This is a genomic window from Humitalea rosea (genome assembly GCF_003253705.1).
GTDB classification, from domain to species: Bacteria; Pseudomonadota; Alphaproteobacteria; order Acetobacterales; family Acetobacteraceae; genus Humitalea; species Humitalea rosea.
In genome coordinates, this window is record NZ_QKYU01000003.1 from 163,470 (window position 1) to 182,021 (window position 18,552).

Annotated in this window: 15 protein-coding genes; all 15 read left to right on the plus strand. The window is 68.1% G+C overall.

The annotated features are described in order from the left end of the window. Nucleotides 1-141 precede the first annotated feature (141 nt). The 15 genes from C8P66_RS03895 to C8P66_RS03965 all read left to right on the plus strand — a co-directional run bounded on the left by C8P66_RS03895 (nt 142) and on the right by C8P66_RS03965 (nt 18,535). Nucleotides 142-489: a hypothetical protein gene (locus tag C8P66_RS03895; RefSeq protein WP_111396836.1), complete on the plus strand. Its 348-nt coding sequence runs from the start codon at nt 142-144 to the stop codon at nt 487-489. After that, the gene (locus C8P66_RS03900; protein ID WP_245903197.1) at nt 489-2,291 is read left to right on the plus strand and encodes a type I secretion system permease/ATPase; all 1,803 of its coding nucleotides are present in this window, start codon (nt 489-491) and stop codon (nt 2,289-2,291) included. Before C8P66_RS03895 ends, C8P66_RS03900 begins: the two co-directional genes overlap by 1 nt. After that, nucleotides 2,288-3,655, plus strand: a complete 1,368-nt coding sequence (locus tag C8P66_RS03905; protein WP_111396837.1) for an HlyD family type I secretion periplasmic adaptor subunit — start codon at nt 2,288-2,290, stop codon at nt 3,653-3,655. Before C8P66_RS03900 ends, C8P66_RS03905 begins: the two co-directional genes overlap by 4 nt. An 11-nt stretch (nt 3,656-3,666) precedes the next feature. Then, on the plus strand, nt 3,667-3,960 hold the full coding sequence (locus tag C8P66_RS03910) for a hypothetical protein (RefSeq protein WP_111396838.1): 294 nt from the start codon (nt 3,667-3,669) through the stop codon (nt 3,958-3,960). 79 nt (nt 3,961-4,039) lie between these two features. Then, nucleotides 4,040-5,647 carry an ABC transporter substrate-binding protein gene (locus C8P66_RS03915; protein ID WP_111396839.1) on the plus strand — a complete coding sequence of 536 codons (1,608 nt, stop codon included), beginning with the start codon at nt 4,040-4,042 and terminating at the stop codon, nt 5,645-5,647. A 123-nt stretch (nt 5,648-5,770) separates the two neighbouring features. Beyond that, entirely contained in the window at nt 5,771-7,354 is a 1,584-nt protein-coding gene (locus C8P66_RS03920; RefSeq protein WP_111396840.1) for an ABC transporter substrate-binding protein, read from the plus strand. Next, nucleotides 7,351-8,943, plus strand: a complete 1,593-nt coding sequence (locus C8P66_RS03925; protein WP_111396841.1) for an ABC transporter substrate-binding protein — start codon at nt 7,351-7,353, stop codon at nt 8,941-8,943. Before C8P66_RS03920 ends, C8P66_RS03925 begins: the two co-directional genes overlap by 4 nt. Nucleotides 8,944-9,098: 155 nt before the next feature. Beyond that, complete coding sequence (locus C8P66_RS03930) at nt 9,099-10,700, plus strand: ABC transporter substrate-binding protein (RefSeq protein WP_111396842.1); 1,602 nt, start codon at nt 9,099-9,101, stop codon at nt 10,698-10,700. An 18-nt stretch (nt 10,701-10,718) separates the two neighbouring features. After that, nucleotides 10,719-11,660, plus strand: a complete 942-nt coding sequence (locus C8P66_RS03935; RefSeq protein ID WP_111396843.1) for an ABC transporter permease — start codon at nt 10,719-10,721, stop codon at nt 11,658-11,660. Continuing rightward, nucleotides 11,657-12,583: an ABC transporter permease gene (locus tag C8P66_RS03940; protein ID WP_456303630.1), complete on the plus strand. Its 927-nt coding sequence runs from the start codon at nt 11,657-11,659 to the stop codon at nt 12,581-12,583. Before C8P66_RS03935 ends, C8P66_RS03940 begins: the two co-directional genes overlap by 4 nt. After that, entirely contained in the window at nt 12,580-13,578 is a 999-nt protein-coding gene (locus C8P66_RS03945) for an ABC transporter ATP-binding protein (RefSeq protein WP_111396844.1), read from the plus strand. The genes C8P66_RS03940 and C8P66_RS03945 overlap by 4 nt, the downstream gene beginning before the upstream one ends. Further along, nucleotides 13,575-14,588 (plus strand): ABC transporter ATP-binding protein, encoded by a 1,014-nt coding sequence (locus C8P66_RS03950; protein WP_111396845.1) that lies wholly within the window; start codon nt 13,575-13,577, stop codon nt 14,586-14,588. The genes C8P66_RS03945 and C8P66_RS03950 overlap by 4 nt, the downstream gene beginning before the upstream one ends. A gap of 182 nt (nt 14,589-14,770) precedes the next feature. Next, nucleotides 14,771-15,274: a (2Fe-2S)-binding protein gene (locus tag C8P66_RS03955; RefSeq protein WP_111396846.1), complete on the plus strand. Its 504-nt coding sequence runs from the start codon at nt 14,771-14,773 to the stop codon at nt 15,272-15,274. A gap of 60 nt (nt 15,275-15,334) precedes the next feature. Then, the gene (locus C8P66_RS03960; protein ID WP_111396847.1) at nt 15,335-17,728 is read left to right on the plus strand and encodes a xanthine dehydrogenase family protein molybdopterin-binding subunit; all 2,394 of its coding nucleotides are present in this window, start codon (nt 15,335-15,337) and stop codon (nt 17,726-17,728) included. A 12-nt stretch (nt 17,729-17,740) separates the two neighbouring features. Further along, nucleotides 17,741-18,535 (plus strand): FAD binding domain-containing protein, encoded by a 795-nt coding sequence (locus C8P66_RS03965; protein WP_111396848.1) that lies wholly within the window; start codon nt 17,741-17,743, stop codon nt 18,533-18,535. Nucleotides 18,536-18,552: the final 17 nt, after the last annotated feature.

Consider the following 18,552-nt stretch of genomic DNA (forward strand, 5'->3'; position numbering starts at 1 on the left):
GCTCTGTCAGCATTCGGGGGGCACAACCGGCCGGTTGAACGCGTTTCCGCTGGCCCAGGAACGGACTACAGGCACACCATGGCTCTGCCAGAACCCATTCGAGCTGTCGCTCCCGCCCCCGCGGGCAGCGACAAACCCGCAGTGCTGGCGCCCTGGCTGCGCCGGGAGAACGGCGCCGCCGAGCCCGGGCCGACCGAGCGGATCGAGGCGCTGCTGGCCTTCGCCCTGTCTGCCGAGGGGGCCGACCCCGCGCCCCTCGCGGCCGATGTCATGGCCCGCCGCCGCGCCGAGGCGGACCGGCTGCTCACGGAACACGCCTTCCGCCTGCTGCACAACCGGGTCGAGGAGATCCGCGGCACCGCCACGGCCGAGGCGCTGCGCGGGCTGCGCGCGCCGCCGGGCTTCGTGACCCTGGTGCTGGCGGTGCTGGTCGGGCTGGGCGTGGCCGCGGGGGCTGTCTTGCTCGCGCATCGCCTGGGCTACCTCTGATGGCGATGCAGCCCCAGGGTGCGGGCCAGCGGGGCGCGGGCCAGCAGGGTGCGGGCCAGGGTCGCGACAGCGTGCTGACCGCGGCGATCAGCGCCTGCAAGCGGCAGTTCTGGACCGTCGGGCTGTTCAGCGGCGTGGTGAATCTGCTGCAGCTTACAGTCAGCCTTTACATGATGCAGGTATTCGACCGGGTTTTGGCGACCCGCAGCCTCGACACCCTGTATTACCTGACCGCGATCGCGCTGCTGGCGATCTCGGTGCTGGCGCTGCTGGAGGCGGTGCGTTCGCTGGTGATGCAGCGGGTCGCGGCCTGGATCGAGCAGCGTGTGGCGCCGGAGAGCTTCTCCCGCGCCATCGAGGCGCAGCTGCGCGGCCGCCCCTACCGGATGGAGGCGCTGCGCGACCTCGCGGTCTGCCGCGGCTGGCTCGGCTCGCCGGGGGCGCTGGCGCTGTATGACGTGCCCTGGGTGCCGATCTACCTCGCGGTGATCTTCCTGCTGCATCCGGTGCTGGGCTGGATCGCGCTGGGGGGCGCGGTCCTGCTGTTCCTGCTGACCCTGGTGAACGAGGTCATCACCTCCAATCTGCTGCGCCGCGCCAATACCTCGGCCATGGCCAGCCAGCGCCGCGCCGACGCCATCGGGCGCAACGCCGAGGTCATCGACAGCATGGGCATGGGCCCCGCCGTGATGCGCCGCTGGCGTGAGGCGGTGGCCGAGACCATCCCGCCCCAGGCCGCCGCCGCCGATCGCGCCGCCGGGCTGATGGCGGTGACCAAGTTCATCCGCCTCGCGGTGCAGATCGGCATCCTCGGCGTGGGCTGCTACCTCGTGCTGCAGCAGGAGCTGACCTCGGGCGCCTCGATCGCCGGCTCCATCATCATGGGGCGGGCGCTGGCCCCGGTGGAGCAGCTCATCGGCGGCTGGAAGGGGCTGGTTTCGGCACGGCAGTCCTTCCGCCGGCTCTCGACCTTCCTGGCCCTGCCGCGGCTGCGGCCGCCGGGGCTGCCGCTGCCGGCGCCACGCGGCGCCCTTTCGGTCGAGCGGGTCACCTTCGGCCTGCCCGGCATGGCGATGCCCATCGTCAAGGGCGTCGCCTTCGCGCTGGACCCGGGCGAGAGCCTGGCCATCATCGGCCCCTCGGCCGCGGGCAAGACCACGCTGATCCGCCTGCTGATCGGCGTCACCGCGCCGACCAGCGGCACCGTGCGGCTGGATGGCGCCGATGTGCATACCTGGCTGCGCGAGGATTTCGGCAAGCATCTGGGCTATCTGCCGCAGGATGTGGAGCTGTTCGACGGCACCGTCTTCCGCAACATCGCCCGCATGGCCGAGGCCGAGCCGGATGAGGTCTATGCCGCGGCACGCCTGGCCGGCTGCCATGAGATGATCCTTCGCCTGCCCGCGGGGTACGACACCGAGATCGGCGACGGCGGGCAGCACCTCTCGGGTGGGCAACGGCAGTTGATCGGCCTGGCGCGGGCCCTGTTCGGCTCGCCCAAATTCGTGGTGCTGGACGAGCCCAACAGCAACCTCGATGGCGATGCCGAGGCGGTTCTCGTCGCCTCGCTGCAACGGTTGAAGACGCAGGGCACCACCATCGTGCTGGTTAGCCATCGCCCGACGCTGGTGCAGGGTGTGGACAAGGTGCTGCTGCTGCGCGAAGGCGCGGTCGAGATGTTCGGCCCCCGGGCCGAGGTGTTGAAACGGCTGATGGCCCCGGCCAAGCCCGCCGAGGTCACCGGCCCGGCGCAGCAGGGCCGGCTTGCCCCGCCCCAGGCTGCTCAGGGAGCCGCGACATGACCGCGAACGCCGTTGCCGAACGGGCCGACCGGCTGCCCGCCATCGCCCGCCCCTTGCCGCCCGATATCGTGCTGGACGCGCCGCGGCCGCGCACCACGCTGGTGACGCTGTTCGGCGTCGTGGTGATCCTGGCCTTCTTCGGCGGCTTCGCCGCCTGGTCGGTGCTGGTGCCGCTGGCCGAGGCCGCCATTGCCCCGGGCACCATCCGCAGCGAATTCAGCCGCCGCGCCATCCAGCACCTGGAGGGCGGGATCGTCAGCGAGATCCTGGTCCATGACGGCGACCGGGTGACCGAGGGGCAGGTGCTGATGCGCCTGGCCGCCACGCAAACCACGGCGAACCTGGAGGCGACCCAGGCGAGCCGCTGGTCCCTGATGGCGCAGGATGCGCGGGCACGCTCCGAACTTGCGGGCGCGAGCCAGATCGCCTTCCCCGCCGAACTCAGCGCCGTCACCGATGCCCGCGCGATGGAGGCGGTCGTCGGCCAGCGCGCGCTGTTCGAGGCGCGTCGCGCCTCGCTGCTCTCCCAGATCCAGGTGCTGGAGGCACGGATCGCCCAGCAGGATTCCGTGCGGGCGGCGGCGGCGGGGCAATTGCTTTCGGCCGAGACGCAGCTGCGATCCTTCCGCGCCGAGGAGCGCGAGATCGCCCCGCTCGCCGCCCAGGGGCTGATCCAGCGGCCGCGGCTGCTGCAGGTGCAGCGCAGCGCCACCGAGCAGGAAGGGCGCATGTCCTCCAGCCGCGCCGATATGGAACGCGCGGAAAACGCGATCCTTGAGGCGCGGAACCAGATCCGGCAGATCGAGGACCAGCGCATGCAGGAGACCGCGACGGAGCTGCGCGAGGTCCGCAGCCGGCTGAACGAGGCCGAAGGGCGCCTCGGCACCGCGCAGGATGTCGCCACCCGCCGGGACATCACGGCGCCGGAGGATGGCACCGTCATCGGGATGAAGATCTTCAACCTCGGCGCCGTGGTACGCGCCGGCGAGCCGATGATGGAGCTTGTGCCCGCCCGCGACCGTCTGGTGGCGGAGGTGCAGTTGCAGCCGAACGACATCGACGTCGTCTATCCGGGGCTGCGGGCGGAGGTGCGGCTACCGGCCTTCAAGCAGCGGCTGGTGCCCTTCCTGCATGGGCATGTGATCAGTGTTTCGCCCGATGCGATCTTCGACGACCGCACGCGGGCCTCGCATTACCGGGTGCTGATCTCGATCGATCCGGAGCAGCTGGCGGCCTTGCCGAATGTCACGCTGGTGCCGGGTATGCCGGTCGAGGCGCAGGTGCAGATCGGCACCCGCTCCTTCCTGCGCTATATGATCCAGCCGGTGCTGGATTCCTTCCACCGCGCCTTCCGCGAACAGTAAGGACACCCGCGATGAGCAGCCCGTTGCCGACCCTTTTTGCCGATGGCGTCGTGGAAGCCAATGTGACCCATGGCGTCGCGCGGATCACGCTTGGCCAGGCCGGCGCCGATGGCAAGCCGCAGCCCTGCGGCGTGTTGATCGTGCCCTTGGTGCAACTTCCGGTGGTGGCCAATGGGTTGTTGGCGCTGCTGAAGCAGATCGACACCAAGATGAAGGAAGCCCAGGCCGCCGCTGGCCCCGCTGCCGCACCCGCCGCGGCCGAACCGGCGGTGCCGAGCGATGGCGCCTTCCGTTTCAACGCGTGACGTGAGGTAACCTCGCACCCTCTTGCGTGGCGCCACCGCCGGGGCAGGATGCGCGCTGAGTTCCTGGGGAAAGACCACCATGCATCGCAGAACCCTGTTGACCGGCGCCGCGGCCATCGGCGCCGCGGCCATCGGCGCCGCGTCCTCCCTGCCGAATGTCGCCATCGCACAGGCGCCGGGCAGCCGGGTGCTGAAGTTCATCCCTCAATCGGATCTGGCGGTGTTGGACCCGATCGTGACCACCGCCTATGTCACGCGGCATCACGCCTTCATGGTCTACGACACGCTGTACGGCATCGACGCCGATTACGCGCCGCAGCCGCAGATGGCCGAAGGCCATACCGTCGAGCAGGACGGCAAGCTCGTCACCATCACCTTGCGCCCGGGCCTGCTCTGGCATGATGGCGAGGCGGTGCGCGCCAAGGATTGCGTCGCCTCGATCCGCCGCTGGGCGGCGCGCGACGGCCTTGGCCAGGTGCTGATGTCGCTGACGGACGAGCTGTCGGCACCCGATGACCGCAGCATCGTCTTCCGCCTGAAACGGCCCTTCCCCTTGCTGCTCGATGCGCTGGCCAAGCCCTCGACGCCGGTCTGCTTCATGATGCCCGAGCGCCTCGCCAATACCGACTCGGCGACGCCGCTGCGTGAGGTGATGGGCAGCGGTCCCTATACCTTCCTCGCCAATGAGCGCGTGCCGGGCAGCCGCATCGTCTATGAGCGATTCGACAAATACGTGCCGCGGCCGGAGGGCACGGCCTCCTGGACCTCCGGGCCGAAGAAGGTGAATTTCGACCGCGTCGAATGGCATGTGATCCCGGATGCCGCGACCGCCGCCAATGCGTTGCAGAATGGCGAGATGGACTGGTGGGAACAGCCGACGGCCGACCTCCAGCCCGTGCTGCGGCGCAACCGCAACGTGCTGATGGAGATCCCGGACCCGACCGGGCTGATGGCGCTCTGCCGCTTCAACCAGTTGCATCCGCCCTTCGACAAGCCGGAGGTGCGCCGCGCGCTGCTCGGCGCCATCAACCAGTCCGATTACATGACGGCGGTGATCGGCACCGACCGCAGCCTGTTCCGGGACGGCGTCGGCTTCTTCCCACCCGGCACGCCGATGGACTCGGACGCCGGGATGCAGGCGCTCACCAGCCCGCGCGACATGGAGAAGGTGAAGCGGGAGCTGGCCGCCGCGGGCTATGGCGGCGAGCCGATCACGCTGATCGCGGCCTCCGACTTCCCGAGCCTCTCGGCCCTGGCCCAGGTCGGCAACGACATGTTCAAGCAGGCGGGGATGAACGTCGAATTCGTCTCGACCGACTGGGGCAGCGTGGTGCAGCGGCGCGCGAGCAAGGAGCCGCCGTCCAAGGGCGGCTGGAACGTCTTCTTCACCTTCTTCGCCGGCATCGACATGTTCAACCCGGCCGTCCACCAGTCGCTGCGCGGCACCGGGCAGCAGGCCTGGTTCGGCTGGCCGACCGCGCCGAAGCTGGAGGAGCTGCGCAGCAAATGGCTGGAGGCGCCCGATCTGGCCGCGCAGCAGGCGGTGGCGCGTGAGGTGCAGACCCAGGCCTTCCAGGATGTGCCCTACCTCCCGCTCGGCCAGTATTTCCAGGCAACCGCCTATCGGCGCGGCATCACCGGCGTGCTGAAGGGCATGCCCCTGTTCTGGAATTTGCAGCGCGGCTGAGCAGGCAGACTGCCCACCGCATAACCGGAATCTGGCCAGGGGAGAGCTTTACCCGCGTAAGCCCGGGTTGCAGGCGAGGGTCACACCTGTTTTTCTCCTTTTGTAAAGAAAGGGAGACCGGCAATGCGTCGCCGTGATGTTTTGATGGGGGCGGCCGCCACAGCGGCCTTGCCATTCGCAGCGCTTGCACAGCCATCTCAGAATCGGGTTCTGAAGATGGTGCCGCAGGCCAATCTGACGAGCGTGGACCCGATCTGGACCACGGCCAACATCACCCGAAACCATGGCTACATGGTCTTCGACACGCTTTACGGGATGACCGCCGACTTCCAGCCGACGCCGCAGATGGCGGCCGGGCATGTCTCGGATGATGGCGGGCGCAGCATCACCATCACCCTGCGCGACGGGTTGCGCTTCCATGACGGCGAGCCGGTCCGCGCGATCGACTGCACCACCAGCCTCACGCGCTGGATGAAGCGCAGCCCCTCCGGCCAGAAGCTCGCGAGTTTCGTCGAGGCGCTGGAGGCGCTGGACGACAAGCGGCTGCGCTTCCGCCTCAAGGCGCCGTTCCCGCTGCTGTTCTCGGCCCTGGCCCAGGTGTCCAACAGCCCGCCCTTCATCATGCCGGAGCGCCTGGCCAGGACCGACGCCTTCACCCAGCTTCGCGAGGTCGTGGGCAGCGGCCCGTTCCGCTTCCTCCCCGGGGAGTTCAATTCCGGCAGCCTCGTCGCCTATGCGAAGAACGAGGCCTATGTGCCGGTGCCGACCGGCACGCCGAGCCTGACGGCCGGGCCGAAGATCGTCCATTTCGACCGGGTCGAGCTGCAGATCATCACCGATGCCGCGACCTCGGCCGCCGCATTGCAGCAGGGCGAGATCGACTGGTACGAGCAGCCGCCGCCGGAGATCCAGACCCTGCTGCGGCGCAACCGGAACGTCGCGATCTCGGCGATCGATCCGCTGCCGCTCACCGGCGTCATGCGCTTCAACCATCTGCACGAGCCGTTCAACAACAAGAAGCTGCGCCAGGCGCTGCTGCCCGCGATCGACCAGTCCGATTTCATGAGCGCGATCGTCGGTCCCGACCCCAGCCTCTACAAAACCGGCGTCGGCATGTTCACGCCGGGCACGCCGCTTGCGAACACCGCCGGGCTGGAGCCGCTGACCGGGCCGCGCAGCCTCGATCGCGCCCGCGCCCTGATGCGCGAGGCCGGCTACACCGACCAGCCGATGCGGCTGATCGGGCCGACCGACATCCTGGCCCCCTCGGCCATGACCCAGGTCGGCGCGGATCTGTTCAAGCGCCTCGGCTTCAACCTCGATGCCGCATTCTCCGACTGGGGGACGGTGGTGCAGCGGCGCACCTCGAAGGAGCCGGTGGACAAGGGGGGCTGGAGTGTCCTCTTCACCTCCTTCTCCTCCTTCGATTTCGTCGATCCTTCCGCCCATTTCCCACTGCGCGGCAACGGCGCCTCGGCCTGGAACGGCTGGCCGACCATCCCGCGGCTGGAGGAGCTGCGCGATGCCTGGTTCGTCGCACCGGACCTGGCCGCGCAGCAGGCCATCGCACGCGAGATCCAAACCGTGGCGATGGATGAAGTCCCGTATATTCCGGTCGGCGCCTATACCTCGCTGACCGCCCTTCGCAGCAACCTGGTCGATCGCGTGAGCGGTCTGGCCCTATTCTGGGGGATTCGCCGAGCATGATCGGTCGTCGTCAACTTGCGGGGCTCGCAGCCGCCGCCGCATTGCCCGCCGTGGGGCTGCGTGCCGCACCGGCGCTGGCGCAAGGTTCGAACACTGTCCTGCGGGTGATCCCGCAGGCCAACCTCACCAGCCTCGATCCGGTCTGGACCACCGCGGTGGTCACGCGCAACCACGCCTTCCTCACCTACGACCAGCTGTGCGCGCAGGATGCCAGCGGCGTGATCCAGCCGCAGATGGTCGAGGGCTGGGAGGTCGCGCAGGATCGCCTGTCCTGGACCTTTACCTTGCGCCCGGGCCTGCTGTTCCACGACGGTGAGAAGGTGTTGGCCAAGGATGCGGTCGCCTCCATCAAGCGCTGGGCGCGGCGCGATCCCTTCATGCAGGTGCTGGCGCCGAGCGTCGCCGAGGTGGAGACGCTGGACGACCGCCGCTTCCGCTTTCGGCTGCACCGCCCGGTGCCGCTGCTGACGGCGGCCCTGGGCCAGACGCAGTTCCCCTGTTTCGTGATGCCGGAGCGCATCGCCCAGACCGACCCCTTCCAGCAGATCCGCGACCCGGTCGGTTCGGGGCCCTTCCGCTTCGTCACCGATCAATGGAACCCGGGCCAGAAGGCGGTCTGGGCCAGGCATGACGGCTACGTGCCGCGGGCGGGCGCCGTCGATGGCCTCGCCGGCGGCCGCGCGCCGAAGATCGACCGCGTGGAATGGACGGTGATCTCCGATCCCGCCACCGCCGCCAATGCGATGGTCCAGGGCGAGCAGGATTATTGGGAATACCCGCTGCATGACCTGGCGCCGATGCTGCGCCGGTCGCGCGACCTCGTTGTGCAGCAACGGCTGCTCGATGGCACCTATGGCGTCTGCCGCTTCAACACCCTGCACCCGCCCTTCGACAATCCGGCGATCCGCCGGGCGGTGGCGATGGCGGTGGATCAGCGCGACTATCTGACCGCGGTGGCCGGCACGGACCCCGATGCCTGGGGGGTGTGCGAGGGCGTCTTCACCTGCGGCACCGCGCTCGCCAACGAGGCGGGCGGTGAGATCCTGAAGGTGCACAGCGTCGAACGCGCCAAGGCCGCGCTGGTCGCGGCGGGCTACAAGGGCGAGAAGGTCGTGCTGATCGCGCCCAGCGACTATCCGCAGATCAATGCGCTGTCCCTGGTCACCGCCGATCTGCTGCAGCGCATCGGGATGAATGTAGAGCTGGTCTCGGCCGACTGGGGCACCGTCATCCAGCGCCGCGCCAGCAAGGAGCCGGTGGAGAAGGGCGGCTGGAGCGTATTCCACACCACCTCCTCCGGCCAATCGCTCAGCCTGCCGGTGTTCAACCTGTTTCTGCGGGCCAATGGCGCGAATGCCTGGTTCGGCTGGCCGGATGACCCCGAAATCGAGCGTCTGCGCGGCGCCTGGGTCGAGGCGGGGGACCCTGCCGAAAGCCTGCGCATCGCCGAGGCGCTCAACCGCCGGGCGATGGAGGTCATGGCCTATGTGCCGCTCGGCTTCTATTGGCAGCCTTCGGCCTGGCGGAAAAATCTGACCGGGGTATTCCGCGCGCCGGCGACGGTGTTCTGGAACATCGGCAAAAGCTGAGCGTCCCATCGTCGCTGGCACGCAGTTTGCGTGTCATGCGCGGGGCTGACGCCGGAGCGCCCTTCCGGCTCGCGTGACGCTGGTGTGACGCCCAGGGATGCGGCAGGCTGCCGTGTCCCGAGGCTTCAATAATTCAAAAAAATGAGGAGAGTAGGATGGACCGCAGGTCGCTGTTCAAGGCTGGTATCGGCGCCAGCGCCATTGCGGCCGGGGGCGGGTTCTCCGCGCCCGCGCTGTCCCAGGGGGCGGCGGCGCGCACCCTGCGCTTCGTGCCGCAGGCGAATCTCGCGAATTTCGACCCGATCTGGGGCACGCAATATGTCGTCCGCAACGCCGCGGCGGCGGTCTGGGACACGCTCTATGGCGTGGACGACAAGCTCGAACCCCAGATGCAGATGGTCGAGGCCGACCAGGTCTCGGCCGATGGGCTGGTCTGGGAGTTCCGGCTGCGCCCGGGCCTGCGCTTCCACGACAATACCCCGGTGCTGGCCAAGGATGTCGTCGCCTCCATCGCCCGCTGGGCGCCGCGCGACCCGATGGGCCAGATGCTGGCGGCGATCCAGAACGATCTGGTCGCGGTGGATGACCGCAGCTTCCGCTGGTCGCTGAAGCGGCCCTTCCCGAAGATGCGCTTCGCCCTGGGCAAGAACAGCACGCCGATGTGCTTCATCATGCCCGAGCGCATCGCCGCCACCAACGCCTTCCAGCAGATCAGCGAATACGTCGGCTCCGGCCCGATGCGTTTCGTGAAGGACGAATGGGTTCCCGGCGCCAAGGCGGTGTTCCAGAAGTTCGATGGCTATGTCTCACGCCAGGAGCCGACGAGCTGGCTGGCCGGGGCCAAGAACATCCTGGTCGATCGCGTCGAATGGGTGGTGATGCCCGATCCCGCCACCGCCTCCTCCGCGCTGCAGAATGGCGAGATCGACTGGTGGGAAAATCCCCTCCCCGATCTCGTGCCGGTGCTGCGCCGCAACCGTAACCTGATGGTCGATATCGCCGATCCGCTCGGCAATATCGGCAGCTTCCGCATGAACCACCTGCACGCCCCGTTCAACGATGTGCGGGTGCGGCGCGCGGTGATGATGGCCATGAGCCAGGAAGACTACATGCGCGCCCTGGTCGGCGACGACACCAATTTGTGGAAGGCGCTGCCGAGCTTCTTCACCCCCGGCACCGCCTCCTACACCGAGGTCGGCGGCGATATCCTGAAGGGGCCGCGCAACCTCGACGGCGCCAAGCGCCTGCTGGCCGAGGCGGGCTACGCCAACCAGCCCGTGACCTGCATCGTCGCGCAGGACCAGTCGATCACCAAGGCGATGGGCGATGTCACCGCCGATCTGCTGAAGCGCATGGGCATGAACGTCGATTTCGTCGCCACCGACTGGGGCACCACCGGCCAGCGCCGCGCCATGAAGAACCCCCCGGGCCAGGGCGGCTGGAGCATGTTCCACACTTGGCATGCCGGCGCCGATTGCGTGAATCCGGCCGCCTACAACGCGCTGCGCGGCACCGGCGAGAATGCCTGGTTCGGCTGGCCGACCTCGACGGGGGTCGAGGCGGGGATCGCCGAATGGTATGAAGCGCCCAGCCCCGCGGCCGAGAAGGCGGCGATGGACAAGGTCAATACCGCCGCCATGAACGACGTCGTCTATGCGCCGACCGGCTTTTTCCTCTCCTACACCTCCTGGCGGCGCAACGTCACCGGCATCCAGAAGGGGCCGCTGCCCTTCTTCTGGGGCGTCAGCAAGACCTGATAGGGAACGACACCTAACATGTGGGCCTATGTCATCCGGCGCGTGCTCGCCACCATCCCCGTCATGGCGGTGGTTGCGTTGTTCGTGTTCTCACTTCTCTACCTCGCGCCGGGTGACCCCGCGGCCATTATCGCGGGCGATCAGGCAACGCCGCAGGACGTCGAGCGGATCCGTGCGAGCCTGGGGCTGGACCGCCCCTATCTCGTGCGGTTCGGCGCCTGGGTGTGGGATATCGCCCATGGCGATCTGGGAACCTCGATCTTCACCAACCTGCCGGTCAGTCGCATGATCGAGCAGCGGATCGAGCCGACCTTGTCGCTGATGGTCGTGACCCTGATCCTGGCGATTTCCATCGCCGTGCCGATGGGCGTGGTCGCCGCCTGGAAACAGGGGACGATCATCGATCGCGCGGTGATGGGGTTTGCCGTGCTCGGCTTCTCCGTCCCCGTCTTCGTGGTGGGCTATCTGCTCGCCTATATCTTCGCGCTTGAGCTCGATTGGCTGCCGGTGCAGGGCTACACGCCCTTCGAGCGCGGCATCGGGCCCTGGTTCCAGAACCTCATCCTTCCGGCCATCGCCTTGGGCGGCGTCTATATCGCGCTGATCGCCCGCATCACCCGGGCGACGATGCTGGAAGTGCTGAGCCAGGATTACATCCGCACGGCACGGGCCAAGGGGGCAGGGCAGGTGAGCATCCTGTTCCTGCATGCGCTGAAGAATGCGGCGGTGCCGATCGTCACCGTCATCGGCATCGGCATCGCGCTGCTGATCGGCGGCGCGGTGGTGACCGAGAGCGTCTTCGCCATCCCGGGTCTCGGGCGCCTGACCGTCGATGCCATCCTGCGGCGCGACTACCCGGTCATCCAGGGCGTCGTGCTGCTGTTTTCTTTTGTCTATGTGCTGGTGAATCTGGTCATCGACCTCGCCTACACATTGTTCGATCCGAGGATACGCTATTGAGCGCCTTCACTGCCGACCGGGCGGGGGTCAGCGCCGCCACGGTGCATGCCGCCATCCCGATGCCCGACGTGCTGCCGCCGGTGAAACCCCGGCGCGGCTTCATCGGCTTCCTTCGCCGCAACCCCACCATCGCCATTGGTGGCGGGCTGCTGCTGATCATGGTGTTCGTCGCGATCTTCGCGCCTTTCCTCTGGACCAAGGACCCGACGGCGCTGGCGCCCGCGATGCGGACGCGCGAGCCGGCGGCGCGCTGGTGGTTCGGGACCGACATGCTGGGGCGGGACGTGTATTCCCGCGTGCTCTACGGCGCCCGCGTCTCGCTGCTGGTCGGTGTCGCGGTCGCGGCGCTGGCCTCGGCGGTCGGGCTGGCGATCGGTCTCGTCTCCGGCTTCTTCCGCCAGGTCGATGCTGTGGTCATGCGGATCATGGATGGCATGATGTCGATCCCGCCGATCCTGCTGGCGATCGCGCTGATGGCGCTGACCCGCGGCAGCGTGCAGAACGTCATCATCGCGATCAGCATCGCCGAGGTGCCGCGCGTCTCCCGCCTCGTGCGCGGCGTCGTGCTCTCCTTGCGCGAGCAGCCCTATGTCGAGGCCGCGGTCGCCTCGGGCACCCGCACCGGGCGCATCCTGATCCGGCACATCCTTCCCAATACGCTGGCACCGCTGACGGTGCAGGCGACCTATATCTGCGCGGCGGCCATGATCACGGAATCCATCCTCTCCTTCATCGGCGCGGGCACGCCACCGACGGTGCCCTCCTGGGGCAACATCATGGCCGAAGGCCGGGCGCTGTGGCAGGTGAAGCCCTATATCGTCTTCTTCCCCGCGCTGTTCCTCTCGGTCACCGTTCTGGCGATCAACCTTGTCGGCGATGGTCTGCGTGACATCCTCGACCCGCGCATGGCGAAAAGCCTGTGAGCGGCGAGCCCCTGCTGAGCGTCGAGCAGCTTCAGACGCATTTCCGCACCCCCGATGGCGTGAACCGCGCCGTCGATGGGGTCAGCTTCCACGTCTATGCCGGTGAGACCCTGGCCATTGTCGGCGAAAGCGGCTGCGGGAAATCCGTGACCGCCATGTCGATCCTGCGGCTGATCCCCGAACCCCCGGGCAAGATCGCGGGCAAGATCAACTTCCTGGGCCGCGACCTGCTGACCCTCTCCGACCGCGAGATGCGCAAGATCCGCGGCAATGAGATCAGCATGATCTTCCAGGAGCCGATGACCAGCCTCAACCCGGTGCTCACCGTGGGCCGCCAGATCGGCGAGACCCTGCGGCTGCACCAGGGGCTGTCCTCGGCCGCCGCCGAGCAGAAGGCGATCGAGATGCTGACCCTGGTCGGCATCCCGAGCCCTGAGACGCGGGTCAAGGACTATCCGCACCAGCTTTCGGGCGGCATGCGGCAGCGCGTGATGATCGCCATCGCGCTGGCCTGCAATCCGAAGCTGCTGATCGCCGATGAACCGACGACGGCGCTCGACGTCACCATCCAGGCCCAGATCCTGGATCTGATGCGCGACCTCAAGCACCGGGTCGGTGCTGCGATCGTGCTGATCACCCATGACCTTGGCGTGGTGGCCGAGGTCGCGGAGCGGGTCGTCGTCATGTACGCCGGGCGCAAGGTCGAGGAGGCGCGGGTCGCCGACCTCTTCGCCAATCCGCGCCACCCCTATACCCAGGGGCTGCTGGGCGCGGTGCCGAAGCTCGGCTCCTCGCTGACCGGGGAGACCACCCGCCTGTCGGAGATCCCCGGCCTGGTGCCGAGCCTGAAGAACAAGATCCAGGGCTGCGTCTTCGCCGGGCGCTGCTTCATGGCCACCGAGGTCTGCCACACCATTGCCCCCGCCCTTGAACTCAAGGCCGAAGGGCATGCCGCGGCCTGCCACTACGCCCCCGTGGAGGCCGTGGCCGCATGAGCACGCCCCTGTTGCAGGTCGATGACCTGAAGAAGCACTTCCCGATCCGTGGCGGCCTGTTCGGCACGGTCACCGGCCAGGTGCATGCGGTGGATGGCATCTCCTTCTCGATCGCGAAGGGCGAGACGCTGTCCCTCGTGGGCGAGTCGGGCTGCGGCAAATCCACCGTCGGGCGTGCCGTGTTGCAGCTTTTCCCGATCACCGCCGGGCAGGTGGTGCTGGATGGGCAGCGGATCGACACGCTATCGGCCTCCTCCATGCGCCCGCTCCGGCAGCGGATGCAGGTGGTGTTCCAGGACCCGTTCAGCAGCCTGAACCCGCGCATGCGGGTGCGGGACATCCTGGCCGAGCCGATCCGCAACTTCGGCATCGCCAAGGATGCGGCGGATCTGGAGGCGCGCCTGGCCAGGCTGATGGACACCGTCCGCCTGCCGCGCGACGCCATCAACCGCTGGCCGCATGAGTTCAGCGGCGGGCAGCGCCAGCGTATCGGCATCGCCCGGGCGCTGGCCGCCGAACCCGATCTGATCGTTTGCGACGAGGCCGTCTCGGCGCTGGACGTTTCGGTGAAGGCGCAGATCGTGAACCTGCTGCAGGATCTGCAGAAGGAACTCGGGCTGGCGATGCTGTTCATCAGCCATGACCTCGCGATCGTCGAACACATGACGCATCGCGTGGCGGTCATGTACCTCGGCAAGATCGTGGAGGTCGCGGGCAAGCGCAGCCTCTTCTCCGCGCCGATGCACCCCTATACCGAGGCGCTGCTCTCCGCCGTGCCGGTGCCGATCCCCGGCCAGGCGCGGACCCGGAAAATCCTGACCGGCGACGTGCCGAGCCCGATCAACCCGCCCAAGGGCTGTCGCTTCCACACCCGCTGCCCCTATGCCTTCGACCGCTGCCGGGTGGATGAGCCTGAGTTGCGGCCGACCGGGGAGGGGCATATCGCCGCCTGCCACCTGCACGACCTGCCGCGGGCGCAGAACCCGCTGCTGAATGCGGTTGCCGCGTAAACACGCTTACCTTCACGAAACGGACCCATCCGGCCAGGGCCTGCCCTGGCCGGATTTTCGCGCTCCGGGGGCGGCCTTGGTGGTCCTTGGCACCAGCCGGCGCTTGACGGCAGCGGAGGGCGGGGCAACCTTCGCCACAGAGTTGGCCGAACGGGGCCCTCACAGCATTTGGGAGGCAGACCATGCCGCAAGTCACGCTGACGGTGAACGGAACCACGCATACGGCCGAGGTCGAGGGCCGCACCCTTCTGGTCGAGCTGCTGCGCGAGACCCTGCGCCTGACCGGCACCCATGTCGGTTGCGACACCAGCCAGTGCGGCGCCTGCGTCGTGCATATCGACGGTGAGAGCGTGAAGTCCTGCACCACGCTCGCGTTGCAGGCCAATGGCGCCTCGGTGACCACGATCGAGGGGCTGGCTTCCGCCGATGGCAAGCTGCACCCGATGCAGGAAGCCTTCCGCGAGTATCACGCCCTGCAATGCGGCTTCTGCACGCCGGGCATGGTGATGAGCGCGATCGACCTCGTGCAGAAGAACCCCCAGGGCCTGTCCGAGCATGAGATCCGCGAGGGTCTGGAAGGCAACATCTGCCGCTGCACCGGCTACCACAACATCGTCAAGGCGATCGCCGCCGCCGCCGATGTGATGCATGGCAAGCGCGCGGAGATCGCCCCCGCCATGGCCTGACCGCCAAAAAGCCTACCGCGTCCAAGAACAAATAATGAAAAATATGGGGGAGACGTCGCCATGAATGCGATCGCACCATTCGAGGGCATCGGCGCCAGCGTGAAGCGCAAGGAGGATCTGCGCTTCCTCTCTGGGCGGGGTCGATACACGGATGACATGAACCGGCCGGGGCAGACGCATGCCGTCTTCCTCCGCAGCCCGCACCCGCATGCCAGAATCGATGCCGTGGACAGTGCCGCGGCCCGCGCGATGCCAGGGGTGGTCGCGATCTTCACCGGCGCCGACATCAAGGCCTCCGGCATCGGCGGCCTGCCCTGCGGCTGGGGGGTGAAGAACAAGGACGGCACGCCCATGGCCGAGCCGGCCCATCCGGTGCTGGCGCATGAGCGCGTGCGCCATGTCGGCGATCCGGTGGCGATGGTGATCGCTGAGACCCGCGCCCAGGCCAAGGACGCGGCCGAGGCGATCATGGTCAGCTACACGCCGCTGGGCTCGGTCGCGACCGTCACCGCTGCCGTGGCGCCCGGCGCCACCGAGGTGCATGAAGGTGTTGCCGCCAATACCTCCTTCGACTGGCACATCGGCGACAAGGCGATCACGGACGCGGCCTTCGCCGGTGCGGCCCATACCGTCAGCTTCGATCTGGTGAACAACCGGCTGGTGCCGAACGCCATGGAGCCGCGCGCGGCGATCGGCGAGTTCGACCCGACCAACGACGAATACACCCTCTACACCACCAGCCAGAACCCGCATGTGATCCGGCTGCTGATGGGCGCCTTCGTGCTCAACATCCCCGAGTCGCGGCTGCGCGTGGTCGCGCCGGATGTGGGCGGCGGCTTCGGCTCCAAGATTTTCCACTACGCCGAGGAGGCCGCCGTCACCTGGGCAGCCCCCCGGGTGAAGCGGCCGGTGAAATGGACCTGCGACCGCACCGAGGCCTTCATCTCCGACGCCCATGGCCGCGACCATGTGAGCCACGCCGAACTGGCCCTGGACAAGGACGGCAAGTTCCTCGGGCTGCGGGTGCAGACCCTGGCGAATATGGGCGCGTATCTGTCCACCTTCGCGCCCGCGGTGCCGACCTATCTCTACGCGACCCTGCTCGCCGGCTGCTACGCGACGCCGACCATCTATGCCGAGGTGAAGGGCGTCTTCACCAACACGGTCGCGGTGGATGCCTATCGCGGCGCCGGGCGGCCGGAGGCGACCTTCCTGATCGAGCGGCTGGTCGATGTCGCGGCCAAGGCGACCGGGATCGACCGCATCGAGCTGCGGCGCCGCAACTTCATCCCCGCCGATGCCTTCCCCTACCAGACCCCGGTCGCGCTGGAATATGACAGTGGCGACTACCAATCGACGCTGGACATGGCGCTGGCCGCCTCGGACTGGGCGGGGTTCGAGGCCCGCCGCAGCGCCGCCGCCGCGAAGGGCAAGCTGCGCGGCATCGGGATCTCCACCTATGTCGAGGCCTGCGGCATCGCGCCGAGCCATGTCGTGGGCCAGTTAGGCGCGCGGGCGGGGCTCTATGAGGTCGCCAATATCCGCGTCCATCCGACCGGCAGCATCACCGTCTTCACCGGCACGCACAGCCACGGCCAGGGGCATGAGACGACCTTCGCCCAGCTCATCGCCGACCGCATGGGCGTGCCGATGAACCAGATCGATGTCGTGCATGGCGATACCTCCCGCATCCCCTTCGGCATGGGCACCTATGGCAGCCGCTCGCTGGCGGTCGGTGGCTCGGCCATGGTCAAGGCGATGGACAAGATCGTGCTGAAGGGCCGCAAGATCGCGGCCCATCTGCTGGAAGCGAGCCTGGAGGACATCGAGTTCGAGGGCGGCAAGTTCCGCGTCGCCGGCACCGACCGGGAGAAGACGCTGACCGAGATCAGCCTCGCGGCCTATGTCCCGCACAACTACCCGATCGACGAGCTGGAGCCGGGGCTGGAGGAGACCGCCTTCTACGACCCCAAGAACTTCACCTACCCCGCCGGCGCCCATGTCTGCGAGGTCGAGATCGACCCCGCGACGGGCCAGACCGAGGTCATCGCCTTCACCGCCGTGGATGACGTCGGCCGCGTCATCAACCCGATGATCGTCGAGGGCCAGGTGCAGGGCGGCGTCGCCCAGGGGATCGGCCAGGCGCTGTTGGAACACGCGGTTTATGACGCCGAGGGCCAGCTTTTGTCGGGCTCGCTGATGGACTACACCATGCCCAGGGCCGATGATCTGCCGAATGTGGCGGTGTCGCACCACACCACGCTTTGCACCCACAATCCTCTGGGGGTGAAGGGCTGTGGCGAGGTCGGCGCCATCGGATCGCCGCCCGCGGTCATCAATGCGGTCGTGGATGCCTTGCGCGATTACGATGTAACCCACATCAACATGCCAGCGACGCCCCCGAAGCTCTGGGGCATCATCAACGCCGCGCGCCCCGCGCTTGCGGCCGAGTGAAGGAGATCGACGATGTATGATTTCGCCTATCACAAGCCGACCAGCATCGCCGACGCCGTCAAGATCCTGGCGGCCGATCCCGATGCCAAGCCGGTCAGCGGCGGCCATACCCTTCTCCCGGCGCTGAAGCACCGGCTGAACCAGCCCTCGGCACTGGTTGACCTGTCCGGCATCGCCGAACTGCGCGGCATCAAGCGCGAGGGTGACACCATCATCATCGGCGCGATGACCAGGCATGGTGAGGTCGCGACCAGCGACATCATCAAGTCGGCCATCCCGGCGCTGGCGCATATGGCCAGCACCATCGGCGACACCCAGGTCCGCAACCGCGGCACCATGGGCGGCTCGCTCGCCAACAACGACCCGGCGGCGGATTACCCGGCGGCGGCGATGGCGCTGGGCGCGAAGTTCCAGACCGACCGCCGTACCCTCGCGGCCGAGGATTTCTTCCAGGGCATGTTCACCACCGCCCTGGAGCCGGATGAGCTGCTGATCGCCATCCACTTCCCGGTGCCGAAGAAGGCGGGCTACGCCAAGCTGAAGAACCCGGCCAGCCGCTATTCCATGTGCGGCGTCTTCGTCGCCGATGGCGCCGCGGGCATCCGGGTCGCCGTGAACGGCGCGGGCCCCGGCGTGTTCCGCCAGGAAGCGGCCGAGGCGGCGCTCTCCGCCAACTGGTCGCCGGAAGCGGTCGCGGGCGTGAAGCAGGACCCGGACGGGCTGAACAGCGACATCCATGGCAGCGCCGAATACCGCGCCCATCTGGTGACGGTCATGACCAAGCGCGCGGTGCTCGACGCCGGCTGAGGCACCGCCCGAGCCAG